Origin of the sequence: Methylophilus sp. 'Pure River', from assembly GCF_046765995.1 — a bacterium.
Lineage (GTDB): Bacteria > Pseudomonadota > Gammaproteobacteria > Burkholderiales > Methylophilaceae > Methylophilus.
This window is the reverse complement of the sequence record NZ_JBKOUE010000006.1, coordinates 211,079-236,615: the sequence shown is the minus strand read 5'-3', so window position 1 is coordinate 236,615 and position 25,537 is coordinate 211,079. Positions and strand designations below refer to the sequence as shown.

Annotated in this window: 32 protein-coding genes; 9 read left to right on the top strand and 23 right to left on the bottom strand. The window is 50.7% G+C overall.

The genetic code is table 11. The features are described 5' to 3' along the window. Positions 1-349 precede the first annotated feature (349 nt). Complete coding sequence (locus ACIDE9_RS09420) at positions 350-1,357, top strand: AraC family transcriptional regulator ligand-binding domain-containing protein (RefSeq protein ID WP_411994346.1); 1,008 nt, start codon at positions 350-352, stop codon at positions 1,355-1,357. A gap of 119 nt (positions 1,358-1,476) precedes the next feature. On the opposite strand, the gene ACIDE9_RS09415 is transcribed toward ACIDE9_RS09420, so the two are convergent. From ACIDE9_RS09415 to ACIDE9_RS09405, 3 genes are all read right to left on the bottom strand, one after another. Continuing rightward, positions 1,477-2,007 carry a cytochrome b gene (locus ACIDE9_RS09415; RefSeq protein ID WP_411994344.1) on the bottom strand — a complete coding sequence of 177 codons (531 nt, stop codon included), beginning with the start codon at positions 2,005-2,007 and terminating at the stop codon, positions 1,477-1,479. 42 nt (positions 2,008-2,049) lie between these two features. Further along, on the bottom strand, positions 2,050-2,460 hold the full coding sequence (locus tag ACIDE9_RS09410; RefSeq protein WP_411994342.1) for a hypothetical protein: 411 nt from the start codon (positions 2,458-2,460) through the stop codon (positions 2,050-2,052). A 298-nt stretch (positions 2,461-2,758) separates the two neighbouring features. Next, a complete protein-coding gene (locus tag ACIDE9_RS09405; protein ID WP_411994340.1) occupies positions 2,759-3,094 on the bottom strand; it encodes a hypothetical protein in 336 nt (111 codons plus the stop codon). A 125-nt stretch (positions 3,095-3,219) separates the two neighbouring features. On the opposite strand from ACIDE9_RS09405, the gene ACIDE9_RS09400 reads away from it, so the two are divergent. Next, complete coding sequence (locus ACIDE9_RS09400) at positions 3,220-4,125, top strand: LysR family transcriptional regulator (protein WP_411994338.1); 906 nt, start codon at positions 3,220-3,222, stop codon at positions 4,123-4,125. Positions 4,126-4,263: 138 nt separating this feature from the next. After that, complete coding sequence (rnk, locus tag ACIDE9_RS09395; protein WP_194741295.1) at positions 4,264-4,623, top strand: nucleoside diphosphate kinase regulator; 360 nt, start codon at positions 4,264-4,266, stop codon at positions 4,621-4,623. A 215-nt stretch (positions 4,624-4,838) separates the two neighbouring features. On the opposite strand, the gene ACIDE9_RS09390 is transcribed toward rnk, so the two are convergent. Then, a complete protein-coding gene (locus ACIDE9_RS09390) occupies positions 4,839-5,477 on the bottom strand; it encodes a hypothetical protein (RefSeq protein ID WP_411994336.1) in 639 nt (212 codons plus the stop codon). A 225-nt stretch (positions 5,478-5,702) separates the two neighbouring features. Here ACIDE9_RS09390 and ACIDE9_RS09385 point away from each other — a divergent pair, with 225 nt between their 5' ends. Next, the gene (locus ACIDE9_RS09385; protein ID WP_411994334.1) at positions 5,703-6,044 is read left to right on the top strand and encodes a PilZ domain-containing protein; all 342 of its coding nucleotides are present in this window, start codon (positions 5,703-5,705) and stop codon (positions 6,042-6,044) included. A 41-nt stretch (positions 6,045-6,085) separates the two neighbouring features. Here ACIDE9_RS09385 and ACIDE9_RS09380 read toward each other — a convergent pair whose 3' ends face one another. The 16 genes from ACIDE9_RS09380 to ACIDE9_RS09305 form a co-directional block, all read right to left on the bottom strand. Beyond that, a complete protein-coding gene (locus tag ACIDE9_RS09380) occupies positions 6,086-6,292 on the bottom strand; it encodes a hypothetical protein (protein WP_194755110.1) in 207 nt (68 codons plus the stop codon). A gap of 146 nt (positions 6,293-6,438) precedes the next feature. Continuing rightward, a complete protein-coding gene (locus tag ACIDE9_RS09375) occupies positions 6,439-7,086 on the bottom strand; it encodes an NAD-dependent epimerase/dehydratase family protein (RefSeq protein WP_411994331.1) in 648 nt (215 codons plus the stop codon). A 49-nt stretch (positions 7,087-7,135) separates the two neighbouring features. Next, positions 7,136-8,764, bottom strand: a complete 1,629-nt coding sequence (locus ACIDE9_RS09370) for a TadG family pilus assembly protein (RefSeq protein WP_411994330.1) — start codon at positions 8,762-8,764, stop codon at positions 7,136-7,138. Further along, the gene (locus tag ACIDE9_RS09365) at positions 8,742-9,023 is read right to left on the bottom strand and encodes a DUF3613 domain-containing protein (RefSeq protein ID WP_411994328.1); all 282 of its coding nucleotides are present in this window, start codon (positions 9,021-9,023) and stop codon (positions 8,742-8,744) included. Before ACIDE9_RS09365 ends, ACIDE9_RS09370 begins: the two co-directional genes overlap by 23 nt. A 17-nt stretch (positions 9,024-9,040) precedes the next feature. Continuing rightward, entirely contained in the window at positions 9,041-9,730 is a 690-nt protein-coding gene (locus ACIDE9_RS09360) for a hypothetical protein (protein ID WP_411994327.1), read from the bottom strand. Beyond that, complete coding sequence (locus ACIDE9_RS09355; RefSeq protein ID WP_411994325.1) at positions 9,727-10,644, bottom strand: type II secretion system F family protein; 918 nt, start codon at positions 10,642-10,644, stop codon at positions 9,727-9,729. The genes ACIDE9_RS09360 and ACIDE9_RS09355 overlap by 4 nt, the downstream gene beginning before the upstream one ends. Before the next feature lie 2 nt (positions 10,645-10,646). Continuing rightward, positions 10,647-11,564: a type II secretion system F family protein gene (locus tag ACIDE9_RS09350; RefSeq protein ID WP_194754924.1), complete on the bottom strand. Its 918-nt coding sequence runs from the start codon at positions 11,562-11,564 to the stop codon at positions 10,647-10,649. After that, positions 11,564-12,826 carry a CpaF family protein gene (locus tag ACIDE9_RS09345; protein ID WP_194754923.1) on the bottom strand — a complete coding sequence of 421 codons (1,263 nt, stop codon included), beginning with the start codon at positions 12,824-12,826 and terminating at the stop codon, positions 11,564-11,566. The genes ACIDE9_RS09350 and ACIDE9_RS09345 overlap by 1 nt, the downstream gene beginning before the upstream one ends. A 10-nt stretch (positions 12,827-12,836) precedes the next feature. After that, on the bottom strand, positions 12,837-14,045 hold the full coding sequence (locus tag ACIDE9_RS09340) for an AAA family ATPase (RefSeq protein ID WP_411994322.1): 1,209 nt from the start codon (positions 14,043-14,045) through the stop codon (positions 12,837-12,839). Between the two features lie 5 nt (positions 14,046-14,050). Continuing rightward, positions 14,051-15,406 carry a type II and III secretion system protein family protein gene (locus ACIDE9_RS09335; RefSeq protein WP_411994320.1) on the bottom strand — a complete coding sequence of 452 codons (1,356 nt, stop codon included), beginning with the start codon at positions 15,404-15,406 and terminating at the stop codon, positions 14,051-14,053. Between the two features lie 23 nt (positions 15,407-15,429). Beyond that, positions 15,430-16,359, bottom strand: a complete 930-nt coding sequence (gene cpaB / locus ACIDE9_RS09330) for a Flp pilus assembly protein CpaB (RefSeq protein WP_411994318.1) — start codon at positions 16,357-16,359, stop codon at positions 15,430-15,432. Positions 16,360-16,384: 25 nt separating this feature from the next. Continuing rightward, positions 16,385-16,876 (bottom strand): TadE/TadG family type IV pilus assembly protein, encoded by a 492-nt coding sequence (locus ACIDE9_RS09325; RefSeq protein ID WP_228520058.1) that lies wholly within the window; start codon positions 16,874-16,876, stop codon positions 16,385-16,387. Then, positions 16,876-17,322 (bottom strand): prepilin peptidase, encoded by a 447-nt coding sequence (locus ACIDE9_RS09320; protein WP_411994316.1) that lies wholly within the window; start codon positions 17,320-17,322, stop codon positions 16,876-16,878. The genes ACIDE9_RS09325 and ACIDE9_RS09320 overlap by 1 nt, the downstream gene beginning before the upstream one ends. Before the next feature lie 40 nt (positions 17,323-17,362). Next, positions 17,363-17,542, bottom strand: a complete 180-nt coding sequence (locus tag ACIDE9_RS09315; RefSeq protein ID WP_194754919.1) for a Flp family type IVb pilin — start codon at positions 17,540-17,542, stop codon at positions 17,363-17,365. Between the two features lie 363 nt (positions 17,543-17,905). Next, positions 17,906-19,060 (bottom strand): diguanylate cyclase, encoded by a 1,155-nt coding sequence (locus ACIDE9_RS09310; protein ID WP_194754918.1) that lies wholly within the window; start codon positions 19,058-19,060, stop codon positions 17,906-17,908. Between the two features lie 212 nt (positions 19,061-19,272). Next, positions 19,273-19,674, bottom strand: a complete 402-nt coding sequence (locus ACIDE9_RS09305) for a helix-turn-helix domain-containing protein (RefSeq protein WP_411994314.1) — start codon at positions 19,672-19,674, stop codon at positions 19,273-19,275. 82 nt (positions 19,675-19,756) lie between these two features. Between ACIDE9_RS09305 and ACIDE9_RS09300 the strand changes: the two genes are divergently transcribed. Genes ACIDE9_RS09300 through ACIDE9_RS09290 form a run of 3 tightly spaced genes read left to right on the top strand, consistent with a single transcriptional unit; the run spans position 19,757 to position 21,089 of the window. Beyond that, positions 19,757-20,236, top strand: coding sequence for a DUF2938 family protein (locus tag ACIDE9_RS09300; RefSeq protein ID WP_411994313.1), 480 nt, complete (start codon positions 19,757-19,759; stop codon positions 20,234-20,236). Between the two features lie 28 nt (positions 20,237-20,264). Continuing rightward, positions 20,265-20,498 carry a DUF2798 domain-containing protein gene (locus tag ACIDE9_RS09295; protein WP_411994311.1) on the top strand — a complete coding sequence of 78 codons (234 nt, stop codon included), beginning with the start codon at positions 20,265-20,267 and terminating at the stop codon, positions 20,496-20,498. 36 nt (positions 20,499-20,534) lie between these two features. After that, positions 20,535-21,089 (top strand): pyridoxamine 5'-phosphate oxidase family protein, encoded by a 555-nt coding sequence (locus ACIDE9_RS09290; protein ID WP_411994309.1) that lies wholly within the window; start codon positions 20,535-20,537, stop codon positions 21,087-21,089. 6 nt (positions 21,090-21,095) lie between these two features. Here the strand turns inward: ACIDE9_RS09290 and ACIDE9_RS09285 are convergent, their stop codons facing one another. After that, a complete protein-coding gene (locus tag ACIDE9_RS09285; RefSeq protein ID WP_194754914.1) occupies positions 21,096-21,431 on the bottom strand; it encodes a DMT family transporter in 336 nt (111 codons plus the stop codon). A gap of 16 nt (positions 21,432-21,447) precedes the next feature. Then, positions 21,448-21,717, bottom strand: a complete 270-nt coding sequence (locus ACIDE9_RS09280; protein WP_194754913.1) for a hypothetical protein — start codon at positions 21,715-21,717, stop codon at positions 21,448-21,450. A gap of 206 nt (positions 21,718-21,923) precedes the next feature. On the opposite strand from ACIDE9_RS09280, the gene ACIDE9_RS09275 reads away from it, so the two are divergent. Then, complete coding sequence (locus ACIDE9_RS09275) at positions 21,924-22,373, top strand: hypothetical protein (protein WP_411994307.1); 450 nt, start codon at positions 21,924-21,926, stop codon at positions 22,371-22,373. 139 nt (positions 22,374-22,512) lie between these two features. Further along, positions 22,513-23,304, top strand: coding sequence for a hypothetical protein (locus tag ACIDE9_RS09270; RefSeq protein WP_411994306.1), 792 nt, complete (start codon positions 22,513-22,515; stop codon positions 23,302-23,304). 64 nt (positions 23,305-23,368) lie between these two features. Here ACIDE9_RS09270 and ACIDE9_RS09265 read toward each other — a convergent pair whose 3' ends face one another. Then, complete coding sequence (locus ACIDE9_RS09265; RefSeq protein WP_411994305.1) at positions 23,369-25,534, bottom strand: EAL domain-containing protein; 2,166 nt, start codon at positions 25,532-25,534, stop codon at positions 23,369-23,371. Between the last annotated feature and the right edge of the window lie 3 nt (positions 25,535-25,537).

The window sequence follows — 25,537 nt, the reverse complement described above, 5'->3', positions numbered from 1 at the left end:
TTACCACTCATACTGCACCTTTCTTTTATTGCCATTATTACGGCTTAAAGGTGTCTAGTAAATTAGTGGCGATTCACAGCATCGATATAGTGAATATCCCATTCCGTCAAAAACGTTACCAAAATGGTTGATATGGTTAATTGGCCCACTGGCTGACAAAACCACGACACGGAAATTTGTTGCCCGCAATGTAGGTTATTCGTGGCATGCTAGTAACGAAAAGAGTATTCGAGAGTTAGGAATGTCCTATAGACCGATGGATGAAACCGTCAATGCCATGTTCCAACAGCTCATTGATCATGGCCAAATCCCTCAACCAAAGAGACGCTAACCCAGAAGGATCCACGCATTGAAAAGAGTCGTGCAATTTACTGTGCAACCAGGCTGGCGCCTATTAATCAGTGACCTTGGGATTAATCCCGAGGATGTGCTGCGATTAGCTGGCCTCCCGCTAGACCTGTTTTCCCGCAAACATGCGGCGGTCGATGCCAAGCAGTATTTTCAGTTATGGGATGCGCTTGAGCGTGCCGATGGGACTGAGGATTTGCCTCTAAAGATAGGCCAAATTATTTCAGTTGAAGGATTTGCCCCGGCTGTATTTGCCAGTTTATGCAGTCCTAATTTGAATATTGCACTGCAAAGACTATCCGCTTTTAAGCGGCTGGTTGGTCCCATGTATTTGCATGTGGCAGTCAATACAAAGGCCACGGAAATCTCATTGGAGTGCTATGGTCAGGATCTAATGATCCCTCGCAATCTAGCAGTTACTGAGCTGGTATTTATTACGCAGTTAGTGAGGTTAGGCACCCGTTATTTGGTCAAACCAGAAGAAGTCCTTCTACCCGAACTGCCAGCTCAATTGGATAAGTACACAGCGTTCTTTGGCGTCAAACCTAAACAAAGCAAACATGCTGATATCAAAATATCTTTCTCTAGTCAGGAGGGTATTCGTCCATTTATGACGGCTAATGAGTCAATGTGGGAGTTCTTTGAGGATGGTCTGCGCCAACGCCTGGCAAAGCTGGATTCAACTGCCAGCATTAGTGAGCGGGTGAAAGCCGCGCTATTGGAAGGTTTGCCTGCTGGGCAGTTTGCTATCGGTCATGTTGCAAAGCAGCTTGCGCTCAGCACGCGCACTTTGCAGCGTCAGTTAAGTGATGAAGGAAGCAGCTTTTCCACTATATTGAACGCAACCCGCCAGGAGTTGGCCATTTACTATCTTGGGAAACCAACCATGGCTCACGGGGAGATTGCGTATCTGCTCGGATTCCAGGATGTAAATTCTTTTAATAGAGCGTTCAAAGAGTGGATGGGTGTTACCCCGGGATCGTTTCGCTACCAGACGCCATTACATTAGCTGTTTATAGTAGATTATTTTTACCGAGGGTTTTTTATCTACATGGCTGATTGACATATGAAAATAAACCTCGTACCGGGGTCTTTTTTGAAACACTGCCGTCAGGATGTTTTTATGCATTAATGGTCTTCTACCAGGCCAAAAATTTGATGGTAGATGGCCGCCGTAATGTGGACAGCGAACAAGGGGTAAATCATGACCGAGATCAGGTAGTGAATCCCTAGGACTGTCTGGTGAATGGGATGAGCCCGTTCAAGCAATGGCGGTAATTCAAATAGACCAAAAAAATGAATGGCTTCGCCGCTGGTTAACAGCATCAAGATACCCAAAACACATTGTGTCATGATGATGAGGTATATGGATCGATGCAGGGAAATCGCCACCAGTTTTTGCCAGGTTTTGATGCTGTAAGAGTGAATGGGATTCGGATTCAGATTTCGCCATGTCAATCTGGCCAGCATCAGTATTAATAACAGCATGCCAATGGAGGCGTGCTGGGAGATGAGCCCTGACTTCTCAGGGCCGGGATCTTTATCTGCAAACTGGCTAGCTACCGCAATGAGCGTCAATAGCATCGCAACACTGCTCCAGTGCAAAACTCTGGCGATCAACCCATATTGTGTTTGCGAGTTTTTGAGATGCATGCTCATCGTGGCGGGCCCTTCAGATTATTGTTTTGCTCCTGAGAGCATTTACTTGAGGGAGTATCTGAGCGTTTTAATGGCGGCCATGCCAAACCCAAACGTGGTTAACGATAGGGTCGTGTAGAGAAATACAATATATGGCAATGAATGGATTTTGGGGGCAATTGCCAACACCAGGAAAGCCGTTGGGTTGCCTATGGAGCCGAGTGCCATCGGCCAGAGGACAAACTTAGGCAAGGGGATTTTTGACGCGTAAAAACCTAATAACAACATGGTCATCATCAAGTAATCCAAGTGGCCAGACAACAGGTTTTCGGTGCTGGCAAAGAGATTGAACATGTAAGGAATTTTCATGCCGCGGGTCATTACCAGGCACCAGGCCAGCACTAATCCCGCAAGTAATGTAATACAAGCTGTCCTCAGTAAGATGACATTGCCAGCATGTTTATCTTGATTCATTTTTTATTTCCCCTAACCGTCTTTGTTTTAATTAAGCATAGCCTTTAAGCCGCCTGACCTGGCTTCATTCAAAACCCTCATATGATGATGTTGGCTAGAACAAGGCAGACAGGTCTGTTCACAGTGTATAAATTTTTTTTGGCTAATGCAAGGGGGCTGAAGTGTTGGTATCGGAGGATGCCCTGATGGGAATCGTTGGTTGAGCGGCAGTTTGAGTGCGGGGTGCGTGATATTCGCTCGATGATGAGCGAGGTACAGAGGGGCCTCTATTGCCTCTCATGCCATGTTGAAATGACATTCATCTCATTTTATAAGTATCGCGATGGGAGAGGACGATGGAAGGAGAGGCCGCGCCCAGGAGGATGGCCAGGGCGTGATACAAATAAGGCACAAATGTAATTGCAGCGAGGGCTGGCGTTAAATCGAACACAAAGGCGACGGAAGGGATGAGCACCAGCCAATGTTTGCCGATGATGGTGCCTCTGATCAGGCAGATTGCCCATATCCCCACCATAGACAATGCATACAGTAGTGAGCTGTTTGCGATCATGCCGGTGTCAGCCAAATAGGTTGGCAAAGCCAGGACAAGATAAGTCATGATGAATAATCTGCTATTGGAAAAGACTTTATGCATGGCTCAGAATCCTTGTTTATGCGTCATGTTGAAAATGCATTCAAGTCGTATGGTATACATTTCTGTGGATAAAATTAGTCCTTCAGATTGCATATAACTGTTTCTTATTGGGATACAATCGGCGTATGTATGATTTGAACCTAATGATCATTTTTGCCCATGTGGTCAATGAGCAAAGCTTTTCGGCGGCCTCCAGAAAGCTGGGTATGACCAAGTCGTCGGTGAGCAAGGCGGTGGCCAAGCTAGAGCATGCGCTGGGCGCGAGCTTGTTGAATCGTAGTACCCGGCATCTCAGCCTGACCGAAATTGGCGCCAGCTTTTATGACTATTGCACGCGCATCCGTGATGAAGCCGAAGAAGCGCAGCAGATGATTGAAAGCTTGAATGCGCAGCCCAGAGGTGTGCTCAAAGTGGCTGCCTCTGTGGCTTTTGGCACTTTGCATGTTGCGCCTGCCATTGCTGAGTTTATGGATAGATACCCGCAGTTGGAAATCGATATGACGATTACTGACCGCTTGGTGGATATGACTGAAGAGAGTTACGACGTCGTGATTGCGATCACCAGGGATTTGCCGCAAAGTCTGGTGGCCAGAAAGCTGGCGCCGATCCGCAGAAACCTGTGCGCAACGCCCAAATATTTTGAGCGTCATGGCATCCCGGTCGCCCCGCAAGAGTTAGTTCATCACAATTGCCTCGACTATATTCACTCTGGCGATAAAGGCCTGTGGCGCTTTAATGGGCCTGAAGGCGAGGTCACGGTAAATGTCTCTGGCAGATTGCGAATCAATGACGATGAAGCATTATCGCAGGTAGTATTGGGCGGCTTTGGTTTAGCGCTATTGCCGACCTTTATTATTGGTAAAGACCTGCAGGCCAAGCGCCTGAAATCGGTGTTGTCTGAATATATACCTGTCGAGCAACACGTCTACGCATTGTATTTACCCAAGCGTAACCTGCCGTTGAAAACCCGCGTTTTCATCGACTATCTGTCTGAACGATTTGGCGCAGAACCTTATTGGGATAAAGATTAGCTCGTCAGGGCGCAAAGTAATTGTAGCTCGATTGGAAACAGTTATATTCTATTAAACAGGCTTATTTTTTCCATCCGTCCCGATTATTCTGTTGGCTTGCCCTTCAGGGATGATTAGCATTTGGTATGGTTGGAAAATATGGAATCTGAAAACTTAATATTGTCGGATCAGGACTACGCACGCTTATCCATGCTTGCAAATGATGAGTTGTTACGGGATGAGTTAGGCAGGGCGGTGGTCGTTGCTGCGGATCAGGTGCCTGAGGATGTGGTGAGAATGCACTCACGCGTGATTTACCTGGATAAAAGCAACGATTTAAAAAGGGAAGTGGAATTATGCTTTCCTGACGAGGCTGATTTGAAGCAGGGCAAGATTTCTGTATTTTCACCGGTGGGAACTGCTTTGCTTGGGTTAAAAGTCGGCCAGGAAATTGATTGGCCATTCCCTAATGGGGAGTCGCGGCGATTGCAGGTGATGAACGTGATGCATGCGCCTTAGGGCGTATTCCCGACATATGAGGGAATATCTCCCATATGAAAAATGGCCGCTTCGCTGCATGATTCAGTTCAGGGCGTGCTTTGCCACTAGGACCGTTTAAACTGATGCGTAATATTTGCGCGACTTATTTTAAACGGGGTAAAACATTCCCTACCCGCATTCGATTAACTGCATATTGATCTCAATGCCAAAGGCATCTCCTCCGAGGTGCCTTTTTACTTTTCTAGCTTATGTGCACCGGTACATTTGTCTTTGTAAGCGGCTAGCGTATTGTTAAAAGTCTTTTTCCGTTCATTAAACGCACTGGTTTTGGCATTGACCTGATCCAGCTGGTTTTTTAAGTCTTCCAGGCTGCCATTGAATTGCTGTTGTTTGGCTTTTAATTGCTGCGCTTTTTCTGCGAGCGCGGATGAGTCGGCATTAAATTGCAGCGTGTCTTTATTAAATTGGTCGACTTGTTGATTGATTTTTTTGGCTGTCTCGGCATCTACTCTCTGGCGGGTCTGGGAAGAGAGTACTTGTTTTCTTTTCGCGAGCGCGTCATTGCGTGCGTTCATGTCTACAATTTCTGCCTGCACACCGCTTGCTTCTTTCTCCAGCACAAGCCGTGCATTCTGGTTGGCCTGAACGAGATTTTCGGCATTGAGTACTTCGTCGTTCATGCGTTTGGTTTCAAGTTGAAAACTGTCAAATCGCTGCCTGATGGTGGCATCCGTGCTCATGCATTGCTCCAACTCATCAAACGTGATGGCTGGCATGTCTTGCGTGTCTTTTCCCCATACGTGATAAATGCCGGGCAATCTGATCGTCGCTGCTTGAGGTGTTTCCTCGGCCGCTAAACTGGTGTTTGCCATAATGAACATTGCGCCAAGGGTGATAGGTAAAAGGAAATTCATTTTTATTTTCGATTGAGCGTGTGATTTAAGTGTATGACGAGTCTCGATACTTTAATGCATTATTGATGTATTTGTTATGGCGGGATAGGATGCGTAAAGTTGATTTACCTGAGCGGAAAATTCAAACTTTTTAACAAGTGCCTATCATATAATGCCGGGCAGTTAAGTAAGCAGCATTAGGCCATGTCTTCCAGTAGTTTGCACAATACCTCAATAGACAAAAATCGTCGCTCGTGGCACAAAAAATCGCAGCTAGTCGATAGTACGGGCGATAAATATATCGTCTTCACGCATGATATTTCTCTTATGGGAATGAGTCTTTTCGCTGACAAGCAATATAAACCAGGGCAGATATGCAATGTCGATGTGCCGGTATTTGTCGGCTCGGCACTGCGCAATTACCGGTTTAATTGCCGGGTGATTTTTTCATCACTGTGTGGCATGAAGGGCTTTAGAACCAACCTGGAGTTTCTGGACGTCTCGTCAGAAAATAGAACCTTGATTCAGTCGGTGATGGCGAGATAGCCAGCCTTTACCGAGTAGAGCTATCAATGCTCTGCCTGCGCTTAGTTCTGACCCGAGCGCGCTTTCTCATATTCCTCATAGGTTTTGGTGTTCAGCTTCTCCAGGCATGACTCGACTTCACCTGGCGGCTGGCTGCGGCAATTGTTTCTTGCCCCTTCTTTGACGCCTTCGTACCATGATTGTGTGGTGCAACCAGACATGGTTAAGATGGTAAAAGCCATCAGGACTAAGGATTGTTTTGAATGCATGTTTAGTCGTTCTCGGATAGATCTAAATCATTAGTCTAAGGTCACTATGTGACACCACAGGCGAGTGTATCACTAAAAATGCGCCACTCTTCGTGAGGATTTGGCGGTGGTGAGTGGGGCGTGGTGCTTTCCTTCAGCGCGGTGCATCAATAGTGCTGGATATCTCCAGAGAGGATGACTTGCTCGCCAGATGCTACTGGCACCAGTGTCGCCAGGCATGCCGCCACTTTAGAGGCTTCTACAGCACGCAGGTGTTTGGGTAAAAGCGGCGCTAACAGTGTAAAGATTAAAATCCCCAGTTTCTCGGCACGCCGTTGCGGCTGCTTTAATGCCTCACGGTCGCCCAGCAAAAAAGAGGGACGCGCGATGACCAATGCCTCCAATGGGAGCGTTGAGAGCTCAGCTTCGAGCTCGCCTTTAATGCGGTTATAAAAGAGCATTGAATCAATATCCGCGCCCATAGCACTGACCAATCCGATACGCTTTGCGCCAGCTGCGAGCCCGGCATTTGCAACCGCGAGATTCGCGTCCAGGTCGATGGCTTCAAATGCTTGTCGGCTACCGGCTTGTTTAATGGTGGTGCCTAGCGCCAGGTAGATTTCATCTAGCTGCGGCAGTTTGGGTAAGTGGCTGAAGTCTACTAGGTGCATGTGAAGCTTGGCATGCTGGAGTGGCAGTTTGCGTCTGGATAACAAATGAATTTCTGAGACTGTGTCGTCTTGCTGCAGGCGCTGCAAGATATGCGAGCCTACCAGGCCTGTTGCACCAGCCACTAGCACCTTGCGATGGGTCACTTGATTCTCCTGCGGTAACATTATTTTGGGCTCATAAATGAGAGCGTGCTTAGATGGCCAACGGTTTGGCTTGACGGTATTGCAAATCTTCGAGGGTGACATCCATACCACCCACCTGGATACCTAATAGCGTCAGCAGCGGGTCTAGCAATACACGGCCAATCTCGCCTAAAAGCGGGCTGACAATGGTGGAAATGACCGTATTCACCAGGCCCAGGTTCAGCACACTCAGAATGGTGATATTTAATGACCCCGGTTTGGCCAGGGCGTTTTCCAGGCTGCTGCCTACGGAGCTGGAGACGGATTGCGTTTGGGGTAAGTGACTTTCCACCGGATTGGCCACTGAATATTCAAGGGTTTGCGCATTGCCCGGTTGGATGGGCAGGTTTAAGCCTATATCTGCAATGGGGATACTCAACAAAGTCGACACCCTGGCGGGTCCGGTGCCAGCGTTATTGGTGAGTGTGAGCGCTGCGATGCCTGGGCTGGCCTCTATTTCAACCTCCGATACGCCATCATTTTGCTGGATGGCGCGCAACCCGGCAGTGCCTTGTGCGACCTCGGTATTCAATGCCAGGTCTATGCGTGCCAGTAATGGAATATTGACCAGGACGCTAACCTTGGTCCTGATTTGCGCGGTCCGCGCAATCGCACATAAGTTGCCATTGCCTGCTGCCGGGCCTACGCTCAGTTGCGGTGGCTCAATCACCGTTACTAGTGCATTGACGTTGGCGATAGAGGCGATATTGATTGCCAATGGCAGGCTGATGGCATTGGTGCCATTGGCGATCATGGCCGCTGTCGTAATCAGGGATAATGCATTCAGGGCCACGGCGGTGGCGGCATTAGGGTCAGGCGTGGTCACCGCCAGTACATCGCCCAGCCTGATGGGCACATTCTTCACGGCAATCGCCGCGATACTCTGCATGGCCGACACTGCTTGCAGGTTCGCAACACCACTCTGGCCCGCCGCGCTGGCGATCAGGTCGAGTAAATCGCCAATTTGCATATTGGTATTCAACAGATCTTCCAGCGTCCCCGCCTGTCCGGACACGGCTAAGATGTCGTGCAAGGTGATTTTGGTGGCAGCGATGCCACGATAAGTCACTGCATCCAGGTTAAGTGGTCCGCCCAGCATGCCGCCGAGCAGCCCATTTAGCAGCACGGATTGCTGGCTGCTAAGGCTTGCCGTAAAACTGCCCACCCCAAAGACCGCCAATGGTGGGTCGGATGCCGAGACAGCTTCCGCCCGCAACGTCATGGTGCCGCCCATCAGTCCGCCGGCGACCAGGCTTTTGGCCACTTCTTTGGTTGCCCTGACATAGATTGCCTGGTTGCTGCCGTCAGCGGTAAATTGCCGTATGCCTTGCACCGTATCTAGTCTGCCAAGCAAGACCTGGTTGGGGTTGCTGGCAAGCTGCCCGTCGTAGCCATTATTGACGGCCGCTTGCTGCGCCATTTGCATGATGTTTTGCAGGTTGGCCTGGCAGCCAAGATAGCGTGAAGCGTGAATGGCGGACATATCCGCTATCGATTGCAATTGCTTTTGCTGCATCCACAAGCGGCCGCTGTCTACCACTAGCGCAGTGAAGAATAATGCCATTAGCAGGAGCAAGCCTCCGGCCAGACCAATCGCGCCGCGCTGGCTGTGCGCGCTAGCGGGTGGTGGGCATCGCATGCTCATAGTACTCTGGGATGGGTTTCTCAAAACTCTTGATGTAGCGGCTATGCACTTTATCCATCACCTCGCCGGAAACCGGCTGGGACTGGGGGGAGGCGGCTTTGCCTGAACGTTGCAGTTCCAGCCACTGTTGCGTTGGCGTTAGCGTGCGTGCTGTGGTCTGCACTGTGGTCTCCACGGATGTCTGGCGGTCTTCTGCCATGGCGTGGTGAATGCTGAAAAAACCGTATAGCGCTAGCGTAAGAATGCTTTTCATGAGGGACTCCTTGCGGTTTAAGGGTTTGTGCTATGGCTATCCGCAGTCATTTTCTTGAGTTGCTGCATTTCTGTTGCATCGACACCAAACTGCCTGGCAAAAGCTTCTGCGCGGTTGATGTCTCCCTGCCGGTATAGCAGCAGGATGAGATTGTGGGCGGCTTGCCGATAGTCCGGCGCAAGTTCGACCGCTGTAAGAAACTCATGCAAAGCAGGCTCGGTGGCGCCAGATTGCATCAGGACATAGCCATGATCATTGCGGATGGTATGTTCGGTTGGCAACGCATTACTGGCGGCTTGCAGATAGCGCAGAGATTCCTGCAGGTTTCCGGCATTGCTGGCGATGAGCCCCAGGCCGCGGTAGGCGTAGCCGGAAACACAACTGGTGACTAACTGTTCATAAATTGCCTGGGCCTGCAACGCGCGCCCGGTCTGGCGTAAGCCATGGGCACGCAGCAAGGCTGCCTGTTCATTTTTAATGTTGGCGGCCTCCAGGTGTGCAAGTGCGGCATGCGGTTTGCCTTCTGCCAGCATCTGCTGGATCAGCCCCAGTTTCGTGGTTTCTTCAGGGGATACTGCTGAACAAGCTTTATTCTCGGTATTTTTTATCTGCCGCAACGACTTTGTATCGGTGTCAGCCGCAAGCGCGTGTGGCAAACCATGCATGCATAGCCATGCCAATACCATCATGAGGGTGGTCGATTTCATAAGCCGTTTGCTCCTTTTAATGCCTTGGCCAGCCCGATGAACCCTGGCCCGGCCAGGAAAATCATCAGTGCTGGGAACAAGAACAAAATCATGACAACTGTCATTTTTGCCGAGAGTTTGCTGACATATTCTCGTAACTCCGAAACCTGGCGTTGCTCAATCAGCGCAGTATATTCAGTCAGGGAGTCCCTGATATTGCCGCCATAACGCGTGACCTGTTTCAGCATGGCGATCGTGTCGTTCAATTCCATCACTTCTAATGGTGCCGCCATTTCCACCAGCGCATCCGACCGGTCTTGCCCTGTCTGTATGCGCTTGATGACCTGGTGCAGTTCTTCGGCAAGATTGGGAATAAGGTCTTTGCCCTGTTGCTCAATGACTAGCAAAATATGCTCCATGGCCAGGCCAGCCTCAAACAACATGCGCAGCAGATGTAAAAACGGAATCACTTCTTTACGAATGGCATCGCGCCGGTTTTGTGCTTTCCAGCGCAGTAAACGACGAATCAGCACAAACGTGGCGGCAAACAGAAACAGAAAATGAAACAGTATATTGATCAGGGTGTCCTGGTTCAGGATGGCATAAATGGCGGCAAAGATACCGAGTACCATGGGCAGCCCCCAGGCGATGAGCAAAAAGGTGCATTTTGCCTTGGCGCCCGGCCAGCCAGCCTGTAACAGCAAACGTTGCATTTCTTCCATTTCACTGCGCGACACTTTGCCTAGCATGTCTTGCAGGGCTTCCTCCAGATCGAGTGAGCCGAGTTGGGCAGAAATATGTATGCCTTCCTGGTGCAAGGCTTCGCGGAAGCGTCGCTGGATATGTCTTGGATGGCTATTCTTTTGGGCACTGTAAAGCAACAGCCCTGCTGCCAGTAGCATGAGGAGGATGGAGATTGACCAGGCTATATTCATGGTCAAACACTCCGCAGCATGCGCCAGAGAATGATGGCGCCCAGCCCTTGCAATACCATGGCTGTCACGATCATGCTTTGTCCTGAGGCATCTTCGAGCAACATGTTGAGGTAGTTGGGATTGGTTAACATGATGTAGGCGGCGATCACCAGTGGCGTCAATCCCAGCACCCAGGCTGACATTCTGGTTTCCCCTGTCATGGCGGCGAGCTCTCGCCGCGCAAGCTCCTGCTGGCGTACCATTTTTACCACGCTCTCCAGCATATCGCGCGGGCTGCTGCCATGATGATTGCTGATGCGCATGGCCAGTGCAATCAGGTTCAGTTCACGCAGGTTATGTAGCCTGGCCGCTTCTGTCAGGCTTTCAATCATGTCTGCGCCCAGGTCAGCTGCGCGCACCACGCGATCCACTACGTCACGCAATGGTGTCAACGACTCATTGGCAGCAAAACGCATGGCACTTTCCAGGCTGCGGCCGGTGCTGAGGCTGCGCAACACCTGGTCAATAAACAGAGGAATCTGGGCCACGGTTTGTGCCCGGCGGCGATGCAGGCGGCTGTATGGCAGCAAAAAACCGAACACAAAGATGGCTGCACTGAAAATCAGCACGGCACCTAACAAACCATAAATGAACCATCCCACCATGCCGGTGAAAAAAAAGGCGACCGGGATGCCAACGACATGTTTTTTTTGCAGCTCGAATCCGGCATAGATGGAGGCACGCACTTTCAGCAGGTGCCAGTAGCTTTGCTGGGTACCCGGGGCGACGCCTGAGACGGTACTGCCATACGGCAGCACTTCCCGGAAATGGAGCATCATGCGTTCGCGCAAGCGTTTCTGCTTGCTATGCCTGAGCATCCACACGGCGAGTAACAGCATACCGATGGCGCCGACAATAAACCAGATGGCCAGTGTATTCATCACAATTTCCTGAACGCCAGGTCTTGTAATTTTTTATTGCAGGGGCGTACCATAGGATGCGCAAAATGCCCGGTGCTGGCGTCATAAGCGTAGAGTTCATTCAGCACGAAATGACCATCCCGCACCCCCGCAATCTCTGTAATGGAGATCACCTTGCGCTGTCCGTTGGGCATGCGGGAAATTTGCACCACCAGTTCAATCCCGGCCGCGATCATTTTGCGCAGGGTGGCTTCTGTGCCATGAAACTTGGCCAGGCCTGCCAGCATTTCGAAACGCAGCATGGCGTCCTCCGGACTATTCGCATGCACGGTACTCATACATCCGTCATGCCCGGTATTCATCGCCTGTAGTACGTCCATGACTTCTTCGCCGCGGACTTCGCCCAGCACAATACGGTCAGGCCGCATACGCAAGGAGTTTTTGACCAGTTCGCGCGCAGTAATTTCACCATGGTCGTCGATATTGGAGGGCCTGGTTTCCAGCCTCACCACGTGCTCGTGTTCCAGTTGCAATTCGGCAGCATCCTCGATGGTGACGATGCGCTCACTGTGCGGAATAAAGCGGCTCAGGACATTCAATAAGGTTGTTTTGCCAGCACCTGTACCGCCACTGACAATCAGGTTGCAGCGCCGCTCAACTGCGGTGGTCAGGAATGCCAGCATATCGTTATCCAGCGTGCCGTATTGCAGTAAATCGCCAGAGAGCAAGGGTTGTTTACGGAATTTTCGAATGGATAGGCAAGGGCCATCAAGCGCCAGCGGCGGGATAATCGCATTGACCCGGCTACCATCCGGCAAGCGCGCATCAACCATGGGACTGGCTTCATCAATACGGCGCCCCAGATGGGCGAGAATGCGGCGGATCACGCGTAACACATGCTCGTTATCAATAAACCGTAACTCGGTGGTTTCTAGGCGTCCATCCCGTTCTACAAAAATCTTCTTGGGGCCATTCACCAGGATATCGTTAATGCGGTCATCCTTGATCAGGCTCTCCAGCGGGCCATATCCTGCCAGTTCATCGACCACTTCTTCTACCAGGTTGTCCAGGTCGTAACCACTGATGGGCAAATGCCGCTCGGCGACATAACTGATCACTTTCTCCCGCACATAATCGGCGATGTCGCTGCGTGCCAGGTCAAGCAGGCCGATATGGTCGCGTTCAATTTCTGCAATCAGGTGCTGGTGGAGTTGAAACTTGAGCTCCTGATAGTCCTGTGCCTGTTTCAGGCCATAATCAAATCCACGTAGCTGAAGATTCATTTTTCACCCTCTAGAGTTTTTCACGCATAGGCGTGATAGCCGTGATCAGTTTATAAAGCAGGCCGTCTTTTCTCTCTGAGGCGGTGACTGGGGCATCCAGCAGTTTGTCCGCTAGTTTGCGCACACTCACGCTGTATGGGTCATTGGGAGACAACTCAAACATGCTTTCACCCGAATTCATGGTCGCCAGGCGGGCCATGCCTGAGGAAGACAGCGTGCCAAACAGCGGCAAGCCAAAGGACTGGGCAATACTTTCGGCATCTGGCGGCATTTTTGAGAGATAGTGGTCTACCACCACACCTGCGCCGCTCAACAGCACTTTCTCTTCACGCAGATGTTTGATTAATTGCATATTCTGTCGACAGCTAGGGACGCTTTGCTCTACTAATAACAGCATCTGATCGACATTGCCCAGTAACAGCAGCAGGAAATCTGAGCCAACCATGCCACCAAGATTGATGACAATTCTGGAAAAGTGCCGACGCAGACTGCGTAACAACACACAGACGTCTGCTGCCGTGAATTGCGCACCGGCCCAAGGGTCTTCTGGCATTGATAATACGGTGAGGCCGCTTTTATGGCGGCCAAAGCCGGTCTGGATCAACGTAGAGTCAATTCTGCGCAAGCTGCGAATGGCGTCAATAAAACTGTAAGACGAAGTCAGCCCCAGGTATAACATGGCATCCCCATGCGGGACGCCCAGGTCAAGCAACAGCGTGGGTTCGGTTTCTTGAATGGCCAGCGCCAGATGCAGTGCAAGCATGGGTGAGTCACTGCCTGGCCGCGCACTGATCACTGCCGTAATTTTGCCGCCATGATCTGATTGCGTGGTATGGAGGGCCGCATCGCGTGGTGTCAGGCGCTTGACCTCAGCCACCACCTCACTGGCACGGGTGCCCGTTTTGATAAAGTCGCGCGCACCCAGACGCATCACAGTCAATAGCAGGTCCTGGTCAAAGGAATCTGCGACAACGATCACTGGCAGAAATGGCTTGGCGGCAATCATGCCCTCAATCAGCAGCGCTTCTTGCCTATAGTCTGTTGGATTCAGTTGTATAAAAATGGTAGCCGCTCCCACCGCATCCGAGAGTTGCACCACGCGCTCTGTCGCCGGGGAGTCTGCAGGAATCACATCGCCTTCATCCCGGAGGGATTGGGTTAACCATTGCAGGCACTCCTGGGACTGGGTGATGGCAATGTAGCAGTTGCGTTCACTCATTTTTATTACCTCGAAAAACCGGTGGTAGGGATGCCAGCATCTGGCTGGGGCCCTTTTTGGAAGAACAAGTCACTGAAGCTGGGGTTATAGTCGCGCAGATTGCCGCCTGGCAATGCGGGCATGGCGGCATCTTTGGCGATGGGTCGCACTAAGTGTGGGGTGACGATCATCAATAATTCCTTATCCTCACGTTCGAAGCGGGTCGAGCGGAAAAAGGCGCCTATGATCGGTAAATTTCCCAGGCCTGGCAGCTTATCTACGTTTTGTAAGGTATTGCGACTGACCAGCCCGCTCAGCACGAAGCTTTCGCCATCGCCCAGTGCCACGCTGGTGTCTGTCCTACGCACACGCAAGCCAGGCACGGCGACACCGCCGCTTTGTACCGCATTGGAAAAATCGATTTCACTGACTTCCGGGGATACTTTAAGGAAAATTCTGTTGCCATCCAGCACGGTCGGCGTCAGCATGAGGCGCACCCCGTATTCCTTGTAGCGTATGGTGACGGTACTATCACCACCGGCGCCCGCGCGGATAGGGACCGGAAACTCGCCACCCGCCAGAAAGCTTGCACTTTGGCCAGAAAAAGCCGTCAGGCTGGGTTCTGCCAGGGTGTAGGCAAAACCATTGGCCTCCAGAATGCTCAGTGTACCGAGTAACCCCCGGCTGGCATTTCCGGCCACAAAATTGAATGCACTGGCATTCGGTAAAAAGCCTGAGGCACTATTCAGCGTAAATCCGTTATCCCCGGTTTGCACCCCACTCAGATTGCCCGGAGACCCAAGCGCAATGGTGGAGTTACGGCTATTCTTACCCAGGAAAAAACCTGCACGCATCATATTCTGGCGGCTGACTTCTACCACCTTGATGTCAATCTGCACCTGGTTATCAAAGCTGCTTGAAGTCGCATCCATCGGCACCTCGGCCTTTTTATCCACTGCCTGGCGTGCTAAGGCGTGTTCTTCCAGAGAGTCTGCATCACCTGTAATGGCCGCCTGGTTACCCGCGGGTAATAATTTGATACTTTTTGAAAATTGCAGCCTTTGTTTTTCGACCGCGGTGCTAATGCTGACGGTGACCTTGAGCTGCTTGGCAGGCGCCGCAGCCTGCTCACTCTCCCAGATTGAAATTTCTGTTGCGCCAGCCTGTTTGCCTGTAATCATGATGTTGTGCGATGTCAGCATCGCGATGTTGGCGACGTCAGGGTTACCTACGGCGATACGTTTGACGGCTTTGGCATGGACATAGACCTGCTGGTTGCCGACCACCAGGCTCAACTCACTCGGCTCTTCGGCCTGTGCCAGCAGAGCCAGGCTGCATAGGCAGCTTAGCAGCATTGACCAGGCATATTTCACTGTTTGCATGATGTGTCCTTGGCTTCTTATTGTTATTTTTTCACGTTGACCACTTCTACCTGCTCGCCGTGATGAATGATGATACGTGTCCGTTTTGCGGCAGGTTTGTGCGGTTTTACGGCGATGTCCATGGGTGCCACGGTTATGCTGCTGACCGGCGTGGCGAGCGCGATGCCTGATGGCTGTGACACCTCGCCCAGGCGGACAAACTGATTGTTTGTTGCTGCAGCGTTTGCACCGGGCAGTGATTCGCCGCGCAGCGCTAAACGCAATATGCCGGTGCTATCTGCCAGCATCAGTTTTGAAGTGTCTTGTGCGTGTACGGCCAGAATGGCAGAGCGGCTATCTCTTGCGCTCTTGCTATCCATCCGGCTATTACTAAGCCCCAGTTTGTTTGGTGTTTCTGGCGTGACGGTCTCTTGAGGGCCGGGTTCCGCTTCAGTGGTGAGGGTGCCGTAGGCCAGCACTTTCACATCAGTCAGTACCACCTGGCTTGAGCTTACTTGTTCGGTCTCCTGGTCTCTATGCAGGTAGAGCAAAACGTCCACATGATCGCCAGGCTTGATAAAACCGCCAACCCCGATGACTTCATTGACCTTAATCGCGACGGCACGCTCATCAGGGCCAAGCCCCTGGCCAAACACATTCTTGGCCGGAAAGTGCGTGGCCTTGAACGGAGCATCTTTCATGACCGCGCTGGTGGTCGCTTTGCCGATCAGGTGTTGTGGGTCGCTGAAGCTTTGTTTGTCATGCTGTGGCGTCGTGGCTACTTTGAGGTCGTCTGCGGTCAGCACGTGACCCGCCGCAATATCGTTTGTGGCCAGCACGTGGGTGTAGGAGGGCACAATCACGGTTAATGTATCCGCAGGCTTTTTGTTACTGATGCGATAACCAAGGTAGCCAGTGACGATGGCTGCGATCACCATCAGGGCCGCCAATATACGCAGGAATGTACTGTTCATGATGTCATCCTCCGTGTCTGCTTTTTTAAAGTTCTATCACTGCCGTGCCCGCCAGGTCGGTTGGCACTTTGGGAATCTGGCCGATGACGGGCAGGGTCAACATGGGAATCAAGGGGTCATTGGCATAACTGCTATATACGACGCGTACGGTGAGCTGATTGCCGTTCATGGATAATTGCACTTTGCTGTTAGCGGAGCCCAGCACTTTGTCTTTAGGCTTGGGAGGCAGCCAGTTGAGTGAATTACCCACTACACTTCTGACTTTTGGGTCGACGCCATTGCTGAGGTAAGCCGAGTTATTGGCATATGCCAGGCGATCCACCGCAATCGCGGCTCGTGCGCCTTCTTCCACCGCATGAATAAACGCAGATTGCATCAGCATCACAATGGCGTAATTGACCATGGCGTAAAACAGCGCAAAGAAAATAAGAAACAGCATCACAAACTCAATTGCAACGGATCCTTTTTGGGCGCTTAGCGGTCGCCGGAAAATGTGATTGATTGGTTTTATGATCATTACACTATCCCTATGACACACAGTAATCCGGCACTTAAAGCCGCCCCAAAAGGAATCCACCGCTTGGGCGTTGTGTGATGTGAGCTGAATCGCATGAACAGCATATGTGCCAGCCCGAATACAGTTGCCAACATGGTTGCGATCACAAAGACGAGCAGTGTCATATGCCAGGCACCGAGTAAAGCAATCACTAGCAGGCATTTGACATCACCGGCACCCAGCAGGCGTGCTGCATAGGCTGGCAATGTGAGTAGCAGGCTGGCAACGACGCCAAGCGCCACTGACGGCCAGTCTGCACCAAGCACGGCTTGCCCGGTCATCAGCAACCAGCTTGCGGCAATCAAGCCTAAGCCTAGCGTTAAGATGTTCGGGATGCGTCTAGTAGTCACATCCGCCAGGCCAACAGCCAGGCACCAGGCGATGATGATTGTTTCTGCGATAGGCATAGGCTGCATTCAGTGTGCATTCGCCTGATGTTCGCGATGGTTATGGGGTGAGCGCTGTTGAAATCTGCGTAAAAATGTCGAAAATGAGGCCATTGATAGGTTTCACGAAAGTGACTAGTGCAATGGCTACCATGGCGGCAAGCAATGCATACTCAATCGCGCTGGCACCCTCTTCGTCGCGCAAGAATTTGGAAATGATTGCTTTAATCGTGTTTTGCATTTTGGTTCCCCGTGTATTTTGGGTGCTTGTGTTGACTGAATTGCCGACATAGCCCCAATTAATTTTACAAATGACGAAAATCAACTTCTAAAGAGCGACTGTAGTTGCTGAAACAGAGCGTGACCCTTGACTGCTTTACCCAAAAAAACATTTATGTAATTTTTATAGCAACTAATGTGCCCACTTTTCAACTGGAATGCGCGTTATTTAAGTGAATTTTTTATAACTACATGATTTTTAGTTGTTTTTGTTGAAAATCGTCATTTTTTATGGATGGAAATGCAAGCATGTGATTTACAATTTTTGTTCAGGGATGACAAAATATGACAGGGATGTAAAATTTTTTGTAACCTTGGCGGGCATTTAAGCCGTTTCGTCGCCCTTTGGCGGGCTCAGAATTTGCCATTCAGCGCGATTGCGCCCATTTTCCTTGGCACGGTAAAGCGCTTTATCCGCCTCTTCTATAAACTGTTGTATGCCGTGTTCAGCTGTAGGGACGATGGTCGCAATCCCCATCGAGATGGTGACGATTTCATGTGGGGATTGTTCATGGCGGATACCGAGTTTTTGCACCGCCGTCAGCATACTCTCGCTGATATTGCGAGCTTCGTTCAATGGGGTGTGAAACAGGACGACGGCAAACTCCTCGCCACCATAACGGGTGACAGCATCCCCCGCCCTGCGTGCGCAGCTATCCAGCGCTGCCGCCACTTGCCTCAGGCATTCATCTCCTGCCTGGTGACCATAGCTGTCATTGAATTTTTTAAAAAAATCCACATCCACCATCATCAGTGATAGCGGTACTTTGGCACGCGAAGCCTGGGCCCAGGTGGTTGCCATGTTGGCATCAAAACTTCGACGGTTGCCAATGCCCGTCAGTCTATCCTCCCAGGAAGCCTGTTCCGATGAAATCTGCTTGAGCAATACATCAATCAGGATTTTGCGCACCTCGCTTGCTGATGCCCAGAGTGTCGCGCCAACAACGACCAGGATGACGAGCACCATATGTAAGGTTTCAAAATCAAGAAACGGTGTCGCCAGCAGCAGCGGCGCATATACGCCAATTGCGAAAGCAAAGAAAATGGGCAGGAACACGACCAGTCGCGGCAGTGCGACGATGACCGCAATGAGCATGATGATCAGGATGGCCGCTTTGCTAGAACGATCCAGTAGCGGCAGTGCGATAGAGAGGGCACCCCAGCCCAAGCCTGCCATGCCAGCCGCCATGACATGGCGGTTGATGCGCGCTAGCTCAATGCTGACGTTGGCTGAGATAAAGTCCAGCCGCCCCAGCCACCAGTGCCAGGCATGTGCAAGCAGCAGCCAGGCATACCACGCGCCTGCATATACCACGCCAATATCCCAAGCCAGCATGGCAGCGGCCACCAGGCCGCTAAACAATACAATCAGCTTGCCACTGTTTTTGCCGCGGTAAACATGGCGCAGTTCTTCACAGGCAAGATCATGCGGATTGAACTCCAGAGCCTTGATGGCACTTTCTCTTGTTTTATTGACCAAGTTCTATCCTGTTCTAATGCGTTGATTATTTGAATGTGGCGAAGGTCAGGGGTAGACACTGCACACTCCGGATGCCAACGATTTATCGCACGACGGTGTGCTTATTATGCTGCATTTTGTAGGGCTGTGCCTGTCAGTGTGCAGCAAATTGTGTGATTGGTCCGGTCTAGCATCCATCGGGGCCGCCAGTGTAACAGTGCAGGCCTTGCCATCTAAGTGCTACCGGTCAGCCTGCCTGTGATGGCGGCTTTCATCAGCCGCCTGAACGAAGGACACTCTAGGTGTGATGGCGCCTTGCACTCGGCGGCATGTTTCAGGCAGTTGCGCATGAGGGTGAGTCGTTTAATGGTCTCGTCAATATGCGCTGCTTTATCCAGGAGCTTATTGCGATCTACCAGGGGTTGTTCGTTGGCGGCAAACATGGTGCTGATTTCCTGTAAGGAGAAATCAGCACATTTGGCCAGGGATATCAGTGCCAATTGGTCGATGACATCTGCTGCAAAGTATCTTTGCAGTCCTTTTCTGCCCAGGGATTTGATTAAGCCTATCTCTTCGTAATATCTGAGCGTCGATGCTTTGATCCCAGTCTTTTTGACCACTTCAGAAATGTTCATAAATCGCTTGACCTCAAGTTAACTTGAACTTGTATAGTGCTTTACACAATGTACATGCGTCAAGAAAAGGAGCGAGAGGAATATGCAGAGCACCATTGTATTGAATGGCGTTTTACTGGGGGTGGTGGCAACCGCGTTGTTTGATGGCTGGTTGTGGTTGCAGAAACAGCTGGGGGGCAGAGCACTCAATTTTGCCTATCTTGGCCGTTGGATCGGGCATTTCACACAGATGAAATTCGTGCATGCCAATGTCGGGCAAGCCCCGGCATTGGCCAATGAATGGGGCATCGGGGTGGTGGCGCATTATGCGATTGGCATATTGATCGCCGAGCTGTTACTGCTGGTGTATGGTGGTCAGTGGTTACGCGAGCCGGAGATTGGCGCTGCACTGGTGGTGGGGGTGCTGACGGTGGTTTTTCCGCTGTTGATCATGCAGCCCGGCATGGGCGGCGGCCTGGCATTTCGCAATACGCCGCAGCCACTGATGAACTGTCTCAGAAGCCTGTTTAACCATGGCATGTTTGGCCTGTGCCTGTTTTTGGCCGCTGAGATGCTCAAATGAGTGCGTTAACTAACATGGAGGGAAGAATATGCGTTACAAACTACCACGCAAATATACGCCGGTTGTATTTGCTTTTTATATGTCGGCAGTCATGGCCTTATTGATGTGCATGGTGATTGTTGCCATCAATACGGGTGTCGATGGACATTACTTCATCAGGGTCATCCAAGCCTATGCGCTGGCGATGCCAACGGCATTTGTTTTTCTGCAATTGGTGAGACCGCTCGTTGTCAGGCTGGTGAATGCAACGGTAGCAGGCTGATCATATAATATGGGCAGATGATATTCGGGAGTGGCCATGGGTAAGCAGTTTCAGGCATTAAGTACGGCACATATGCAGTTTATCGCCGAACAGAAAGTGTTTTTTGTCGGCACCGCCGTGGATCAGGGGCGAGTCAATATTTCACCTAAAGGTATGAACACCTTGAAAGTGGTTTCTCCCCAGCAGGTGATGTGGTTGAACGTGACGGGCAGCGGTAATGAAACAGCCGCCCATGTGCAACAGAATGCCAGGATGACGGTGATGTTTATGGCCTTATCAGGGGATCCTTTAATTCTGCGTTTATACGGCCAGGCCAACGTCATCCACAGGCATGACCCGGCGTGGCAGACATTGATTGGCCAGTTTGACCCTTTGCCCGGCGCGCGGCAGATATTTGAGTTGAATATTGAGCTGGTGCAAACCTCTTGTGGCATGTCTGTGCCCTACATGGATTATGTCGGGGAGCGGGAGCAGCTCAACCATTGGGCAGCGGCGAAAGGTGAGGCCGGGATTGAGGCCTACTGGCAGGCAAAAAATCACACCAGTATTGATGGGTTGCCTACCTACATCAACGGCAAAGAAGGCGATTGAGCCTTTTTAGTGTGCAACCGCTTTTGAAAACACATTCATGATAATCACCCCGGCCAGAATGAGCGCGATGCCAATCAGGGCCGGGGTATCCAGCGCCTGGCCAAAAAATATCCACCCGACCAGGGCTAATAGCACGATGCCCAGGCCGGCCCACACCGCGTAAGCAATGCCAATAGGGATGGCTTTTAATACCAGCGATAAAAAGTAGAACGACAAACCATAACCGACCACGACGATGACAGACGGGATTACTTTGGTAAACCCTGCGCTGGCTTTAAGTGAAGAGGTCGCAGTCACTTCACTGAGAATCGCCGCGAACAAAAACAACCAATATTTAAGCATCTACTGTTTTCCTCAATTATTTCTTTGGGGCTGCAGACTTCTTCCAGCCGCCGTTTTGTTTCCAGGCACCTGTTTTTTTCAAGGTAAAAGTACCGCAGGTAATCAGGTACAAAATCGCCGAAAAGATATTCAGGACAGGCACCATGCTCCTGAAAGCCAGGAAAAATGCCTTGCTCAAGGCGTGCCTGGGTGTATCAAACTCACAGCTCCTGAACTCAATTAAACCGCCTATCGCTGAGATAAACAGCGGTACTAGATAAAATGCAGACAGAACGTTGAAGTCCATGGTTTTCCTCGTGCAGATGTGGCTGTGTGACCTTTATTATAAAACGAGAGTGAGGATGACGGCATAGGCGCATCGCCTCCGAGGGGATGTCGTGTCCGATAATTCCTACAACAGATTCAGCGTGAGTGGGATAGGGCGTGACTGGGCGGTGCGGCATGATGGCACCTGTATTGATTTGACCAAAATCTAAAACCGGGAGGCTGCTCATGAAAAAATCCAATCCAGTGCCAAATGCATCAACATTGCAGGGTACATCAAGACAAGGTGCAACCAGCGCCATGTCTCTGATCGCGATCACGGCGGGCACAGTATCTGCTGCGCTGGTGATTATGTTTATCGGATTTTTTATGACAGTCGTTTCGATTGGATCCAGTGCACCAAGTGACATGCATGCCGCACATTTAACTGACTCCGTGGTGGCAAGCCAGGTACTGGTGGCCGATGCGTCGTTTGGCAAGGCCGCGCGTGCCGCTAAGCCAGCGCACAAAGCGGAAAAAGGGCACTTTATGGATGCTTTGCTGCGTGAAGATGCGCATAGCCCTTCTGCCGCGGCAGCCCAAGGATATGGTCAGCCTGCGGCAAAAGCGACGCGTATTTTTGCCAACCCGATGTCCATGCAGTTTGTATCAGAGAAGTCTCGAGTAACCAGAATTTAACGGCCTGCTTCATGCAGGCTTGGATACATGAAGCCCGAAAGATATACAGTCAGTACAAATTCTTGAATCTTGGGCAGTTTTAGTGCATTGTTCGACATTGAGCGGAAGATTGGTATCAACACACCATATAACAGAATTTATGAGAAATATGCTTCATCCTGGAAACACACATGCTAGCCGTGCCTCAGCGCCGTGGTTGGCGGGAGATGAAAAACGCTCCGTGAAGTCGCCAAGTTGCGAGCGCGGTTCGGTCGATATCGGCAAAGTCAATGTCATATTGATCGGTTTGATCGTGGTCATTCTATTTGGTTTGCTATCCAAGGAAGAAGGCAATACCGCCCTTTCCCGCCAGGAAATGCGCATGCAGACACAGATTGCGTCAGAGGCTGGCCCTGAGGTGAATGTGTCTGATGTGAAGGCTGAAGCGCCGGCCGCTACCAGTGCAGTGCAAGATGAGGCAGCGGCGGCACCGGTGGCCCCTGCAAAATCTGCGTCCAAGCCGGGCAGCAAAAAATCTAAAAAAACTGATAGCAGTGAACTTGAACCGGCCCAGGCTCCAGTGGTAGAGATCCATGCCAGCCAGGCACTGCCGGTGGCCGAGCCTGTGCAGCAAAAAGAAACCTCCAGAAAAATGCTGGTTTTTAATATCTGGAGTGTGTCTGAGCTGCGATTAAGAAGTGCTTACACGAACGTAATGAACGATAGCTCTATCCCGGCTTCACAGCTGGAGGCCAGGAAAAAAGATTATTTGAATTTTGTGAATCACCGTGCCAAAAAGTGCGGCGAACTCGACAATAAATTTGCCGGTAATATCAACACCGTTGAACGGCTGACTTTTAGTAAAGGTGACGTCGATATTTTGGAGTGTCACGCCGCAGAAAATAATAGCGAGTTGGATAAATTGCACGCCTCTCGCGAGCAGAGTTTCTAACCGTTAGTCTGTGAGCTTTGTGAGGAGAAGACGCCAGCTTCAGGCGTCTTTTTTGTTTTATGGGTTATAAATCATCCAGGTCGGATGGCCGTGCCCGGTAATAGCCTTGCGAGTACTGGCAGCCCATTTCCTTCAGCATGTTCTCCTGTGCCAGTGTCTCAACGCCTTCGGCAATCAGTTTGATATTCAGCTGTTTACCCATGAAGATAATGGTTTTGCATAAAGCCTGGTCGTTCAGATTGGACGTAATCTGCTTGATAAACGATTTATCAATTTTGACGTAGTCAATCTTGAATTTATTGAGGTAGGCCAACGAAGAGTAGCCTGTGCCAAAGTCATCTATCGCCAGTTTGATGCCGTGTTCATGCATGCTGTTGAGCGTTTCAATCACATTGCCTGAAGGCTCTAACAGTAGCCCTTCGGTGATTTCAAAGCAAAAGTGGTCGCCAGATATACTGCGGGCAGCCAGGTTGGAGATGAAATGGTGAATGGGGGCTGACTGCGAGAATTGTAACGGTGAAATATTGATGCAGATTTCTACCTGGCCAAAGCGCTGGTTAATCTGCTCGAAGTCCCTGATGGTTTGCTGGAATACCCACTCGCCAAGTTCAATAATATAGCCGTTCTCTTCTGCGATGCTGATAAAAGCTTCTGGCGAGAGGGTGCCAAATTCAGGATGTTGCCAGCGTAACAATGCTTCAACTTTGTCGCAGCGTAAATCAGTTAAATTGAAAATGGGCTGATATTGCAGATGTAGCTGATTTTTTTGTACAGCATAGCGTAATTCATTGCTGAGGTGCGTTCTTCTGGTAAAGGCATCGTGCATGCCTTCGTTAAATAGAATGAATTTGTTCTTGCCCGTGCGCTTGGCCTGGTAAAGCGCCTGGTCGGCAAACATGATGAGCTCTTCCGCTTGCAGGCTGTTGTCGGGAAACAGCGACACACCAATGCTGATGGAAGCTACGAAAGATTTTTGCTGAATCGTAAATGGCGCTGCCATGACAGCAATCAGTTGATCGCAAAGCTGGCGCAGCTTCTCTTCACTGGCGTCCTGTTGAATCACAATTAAGAACTCATCTCCGCCAAACCTGGCAGTGAAGTTGGGTGGCAAGATGATAGACTGGATACGCGCAGCCACTTTAATCAGCACTTCATCGCCCACAGCATGACCTGCCGTATCATTAATTTCCTTGAAATTGTCCAGGTCAATAATCATCACACCCAGTGTGTTGGGGTGTCGCATGGCTGCCTGTAGTGCCTGGTCAAGCTCATATTTGAGCTGAAACCGGTTCGGCAGCTTGGTCAGAAAGTCATGGTTAGCCTGGAACCAGATGGCATGTTGTGCCGCTACGGCTTGTTTTTTATTGGCCTGGTAGAGTTTAAATAACTGGATCAGTAACAGCACGGCAAAAAAAGACAGGGCTGACACCAGATATTTGGTCAGTGGATTTTCGGGTGATCTGCGCCACGCCTCCAGAATATCTGGCGGATTGGTGCCAATCTGCAGAGAGGCCTTATTCAAAATGCTGCGTAGCATGGGCTCAGTGTCACTGGCTGCCATAAATACTGTACTGGTGATCGCGGTGACACCACTTTTCCTGATGGCCTTTATTTTGTGGAAGTCCAGGTGGTAGTCAAGTACCAGCTCATTGCCGACGTAAGCATCTACCAGCCCGGCATCCAGGTATTCAAAGGCCTCATCTGCAATATCGACCAGTTTGATTTTGATGCCAGGCACCAGTTCGCTGAGCCTTTGAGATAAAGGCCCGTTTCTGAAAACGGCCACAGTTTTGTGGGTCAGCTGGTCCAGTTGAATCTCGCTCTGGTAAAGTTTGTTGTGGGACGCGACATAAATGGCGTTAGGCGTTTCCAGGTAAGGCGTGGCCAGCAGGCTGAAGCCCATGGGCATCTGCTTGCCGCGGATACCGGTCACGAGTGAAGCTTCGTTGCTGGTGATGTTGTCGTGGTAATCGACAATGGTGAATTTCAAACCGGTGAGCTGGCTAATTTTTTGCAGATATTGAATCGAAACGCCTTTATGTTTTTGATTCTCTAACTGAAACTCAATCGGCATCCAGCCATTTCTCACTGCAACGCGTATATTGCGATGCTGTTTTATCCAGTCGGTTTCCTGTGCTGAAAAATGCAGTCGTTGCAAATTGTCTGCGGCATACAGGCTACCAGGCAGAATTTCTTGCGCAGGCAGTGACAATGACAGGCATGTTGCCATGAG